Here is a 3216-nt window from a genome sequence, read left to right as displayed (position 1 = left end):
CCCTTCTACACAACCCGCCGCCGCAGGCGGCCATAACCTCCAGCCCCGCAGGGGCTGGCCACCTTCCCCTTTGAACCTGTCCTTTCATTTGATATACTAATATATATAAATCACGAAGGGTACAGGAGGAATTCCCATGCAGGAGCATTTGAAGGTTGCTTATACGAAGAGGGCGCTGGAGCTGTTTCACCCCATTCCTACACGGAAGGCAGCAGCTGCGGAGGATACGGATTTCACCGATGTTGCCGCCCTGGTGGTGACGGAGGAGGACCGTTCCTTTATTCGGGATAAAAGGGTGCGGGCCTTTCATATTCCTGTTTTCCTCATCGTCAATGGCTATGAAGAGGAAATGGACGATACTCTGGGAGATGTGTACGGGATTATTGATGCCAAGGCACTTCCGCGGCAGCTCTTTGAAAGGCAGATCGAAAGGGCCGCTTCCTCCTATGAGGATTCCCTGCTGCCTCCTTTCTTTAAAACGCTGAAAAATTATGTGGAGTGGGGAAATTCCCAGTTTGACTGTCCCGGGCACCAGGGGGGCGTTTATTTCACAAAACATCCGGCAGGCCGTATTTTTTACGATTTCTACGGAGAAAACACCTTCCGAGGAGACCTCTGCAATGCGGACGTGGCCATGGGGGATCTGCTTATTCATGAGGGCGCGGCCCTGGCAGCCCAAAAGCATGCGGCCCGGGTATTCAATGCGGACAAGGCCTATTTCATCCTGAACGGCACTTCCGGTGCCAATAAGGTGGTAATGAATGCGCTCCTCACGCCGGGGGACCTGGTGCTTTATGAAAGAAATAATCATAAGTCCGTGGGATATGGCGCCCTCATTCAGGCCGGGGCCATTCCCATTTATCTGGAAACCGCCAGAAATCCCTTCGGCCTCATCGGCGGGGTGCTGGACCACTGCTTTAATGAAGAGTACATCCGCATGCTGATTGCAGAAAGGGACCCTAAGCGGGCCCGCATGGACAGGCCCCTTCGGGCAGCGGTGATTCAGCTGGGAAATTACGACGGCTGTATTTACAATGCAAGGCAGGTGGTGGAGAAAATCGGCCATCTCTGCGATTACATCGTCTTTGACTCTGCCTGGGTGGGGTACGAGCAGTTCATCCCCATGATGAAGGACTGCAGCCCCCTGCTGCTGGACCTTGGGCCGGAAGACCCGGGTATTATTGTCACCCAGTCCATCCATAAGCAGCAGGCCGGTTTCTCCCAGGCCTCCCAGATTTTGAAGAAGGACTCCCACATCAAAGGGCAGGCCCGGTATGTGCCCCATAAGATTTTCAATAATTCCTTCATGGTGAACTCGTCTACCTCTCCGAACTACCAGATTTTTGCGTCCCTTGATATGAACGCCAAAATGCAGGAAGGGGATGCGGGCAGGCTCCTCTGGCATGAATGCATTGTCAATGCCATTGAGGCGAGGAAAAAGGTGCTCCGCCACTGCAAGTACCTTCGCCCCATTGTGCCGCCTGTGGTGCATGGAAAAAAATGGGAAGACGGGGATACGGAGGAAATGGCGGAAGATATTTCCTATTTTGCTTTTGAACCGGGAGGAAAATGGCACTCCTTCCAGGGCTACGCCAAGGGGCAGTATTTTATAGACCCCATGAAACTGCAGCTTATGACGCCGGGCATTAACATGGAAAACGGGGAATACGAGGACTTCGGCATTCCCGCCATCATTCTGGCGGACTACCTCCGGGACAGCCAGATTATTCCCGAAAAGTGCGACCTGAACGACATCCTTTTCCTCATGACCCCGGCGGAAACGAAAACAAAGCTGGATAACCTGATTACCAAACTTATTCGGTTTGAGGAACACATCGACAGCGATTCCCCCATGGAAAGGGTGCTTCCCACGGTATACGGGAAATATCAGTCCCGCTATGAACGATACACCATCCGCCAGCTGTGCCAGGAACTTCATGATTTCTACAAGGCAAGAAAAATCAACGTGCTGCAGAAGAAAATGTTCCTGAAAGCCTACTTCCCGGAATACTTCATGAGCCCCCAGGAAGCCAACTGGGCATTGGTGAGGGGAGAGGGGGAGCTCATTCCCCTGGAAGAAGCGGAAGGAAGAGTGGCCCTCCAGGCCGCCGTTCCCTATCCCCCCGGCGTCACCTGCGTCCAGCCCGGCGAACGTTGGTCCCGCACCGCCCTGGACTACTTCCTTGACTTCGTGGAAACCGCCGACATCCTCCCCGGATTCGCCCCGGAACTGCAGGGCGTATACCTGGAAAAAGACAGCACCGGCCATAGAAAGGCCAAGGGCTATGTGCTGAAGAAGGAATACGAGAGAGAATATAAGGGATAGAATATAAGGGATAGAAGATAGAAGATAGAAATCAGTTGGCCAGATGTTTTGTCCTGTGGCTGCTGGCTGGGGCCGCCCTCACCTCTACCACTCTTTCTGGGGAAGGAGGCTAGGCTCTTCGTCATGCAGCACCGGTGACACAAAAGCCAATCCCGTAACGCAGGCTCCTTCCCCAGGTGGCAATCCTGCATGGGATTGCCAAGTCGGGCAAAGTTGGCCCTTAGCCTGCCCATAAAAGGGCCTTCCTTTTGTCTGCCCGACCGGAATGGAGCTGGGCGGAGCCCTGAGGAACACCGAAAGAATTGATGCCGCTATTTTTCGACACCTAATGACGCAGCCTTCCCGCCGACTGGTATTTTTTAGTGAGCTGGTGGACAGGTGGACTAGTGTGCTAGTCGGAGTCAATGTCGGCGCTTACCAAGATTCTTCGCCTGCGGCTCAGAATGACCATGAGGGCGGGAAGGCAAGGTACGTGGCGCTACCGGATATCTGATTTCTAACGTCTAACGTCTATCGTCTAATTCACGCCCCTATCCTCCGCCGCCTGCGGCGGCCCCCTTCCAGAAGAAGGGGGCTCCGGCTTTTCATCATGCAACACTGGTGACACAAAGGTAAATCCCGTAACGTCCTTGCGTCCCCTTGAGGGGAAGAGGGCCGCGAAGCGGCGCAGGGGTGTACGACGCTGCAAGCCGGATTGATACTCTACGCTGAACTGACTGCCAAACGGCAGCCTTCCCACCGACTGGTATTTTTTAGTGAGCTGGTGGACTGGTGGACTAGTGTGCTAGTCGGAGTCAATGTCGGCGCTTACCAAGATTCTTCGCCTGCGGCTCAGTATTCTGGTCATATGTCAAGTCTTTTTTTTGAAGAAATTTATTGTTTTTTCTTAA

The 3216-nt window shown here is 53.6% G+C and carries 1 protein-coding gene; it reads left to right on the top strand.

The window, feature by feature from the left end; all coding sequences use genetic code 11:
* The first annotated feature begins 136 nt into the window (after positions 1–136).
* Entirely contained in the window at positions 137–2326 is a 2190-nt protein-coding gene (gene speC / locus QZQ29_RS09170) for an ornithine decarboxylase (RefSeq protein ID WP_296962587.1), read from the top strand.
* The last annotated feature ends 890 nt before the right edge of the window (positions 2327–3216 follow it).

The sequence above is a fragment of the uncultured Dialister sp. genome, from assembly GCF_900538805.1.
In the GTDB taxonomy this organism is placed as follows: Bacteria; Bacillota; Negativicutes; order Veillonellales; family Dialisteraceae; genus Dialister.
Note: the sequence above shows the minus strand (reverse complement) of the source record. Positions and strands in the feature narration are given on the sequence as shown.

Excerpts from the sequence above, each read along its gene's own strand:
- speC (WP_296962587.1), top strand. The coding sequence starts at position 137 with ATGCAGGAGCATTTGAAGGTTGCTTATACGAAGAGGGCGCTGGAGCTG.